The 1,069-nt window shown below is 68.9% G+C and carries 1 protein-coding gene; it reads left to right on the forward strand.

Going from position 1 to position 1,069, the window contains the following annotated elements; all coding sequences use genetic code 11:
• A partial coding sequence (locus AB0G02_RS41925) for a polyketide synthase dehydratase domain-containing protein (RefSeq protein ID WP_360806666.1) occupies positions 1 to 1,069 on the forward strand: 1,069 nt, incomplete at both ends.

The following is a 1,069-nucleotide window of genomic DNA, read 5'->3' on the forward strand; positions in this document are numbered from 1 at the left end:
CACTGGCACCCCACCACAACCACCCTCGACCTCCCCACCTACCCCTTCCAACACCACCACTACTGGCTACATGACACCGGCGCGGGCGATCTCGACGCCGCAGGCCTGCACAACGCCGACCACCCATTGCTCGGCGCGACGACCACGCTGGCCGACAACGACACCGTCCTCTACACCGGACGCCTCTCCACCCGCACCCACCCCTGGCTGGCCGACCACACCGTCGCCGGAACAACCCTCCTGCCCGGCACCGCCTTCATCGAACTCGCCCTGCACGCCGGACGCGAAGCCGACTGCGGACGGCTGGACGACCTCACGCTGGAGACGCCGCTCGTCCTGGGCAGCACCGACATCCACGTCCAGGTCACCGTGGCGGCGCCCGACGACTCCGGCTCACGTGCGATCGGCGTGTACTCGCGCGACGACAGCACCACCACGTGGACGCGGCACGCCACCGGAACGCTTGGCAGGTCCGTTCTCCCACCGCAGGACACCACGCGGCTGCCCGAAGACGCCCGTCCACTGGACGTGAGCTCGATCTACGACGGCTTGGCCGACACCGGCCTGGAGTACGGCCCCACCTTCCAAGGACTCCGAGCAGCCTGGCAACACGATGACGACCTCTACGCCGACATCGCGCTACCCGACGACACCGACACCACCGGCTACGACATCCACCCCGCACTCCTCGACGCGGCCCTGCACACCCTCGCGCTGAACGCCGAGGATCGGCACGTCAAGCTGCCGTTCGCCTGGAGTGGCGTCCAGTTGCACGCGACCGGCGCGGAACGCCTGAGGGTGCGGATCACGCCCACCGGGAACGAGTCGGTGTCGCTGTTCGCGGTGGACGGCAGCGGACAGCCGGTGATCACGATCGACTCGCTGACCCTCCGTCCGCTGGACGTCGCCCCGACCGCGCCGGTGCTGCACCAGTTGACCTGGTCGCCCATACCCACGCCTGCGTCGGTGTCCACGCCGGACTTCGAGGTGTTCCGGGTGCCGGACGAAAACCCCGTCCAAGCCACGCTCACGCACCTCCAACACTGGCTCACCACCGACAACCCACGAC

The sequence above is a fragment of the Actinosynnema sp. NPDC023658 genome (genome assembly GCF_040639995.1).
GTDB lineage: Bacteria > Actinomycetota > Actinomycetes > Mycobacteriales > Pseudonocardiaceae > Actinosynnema.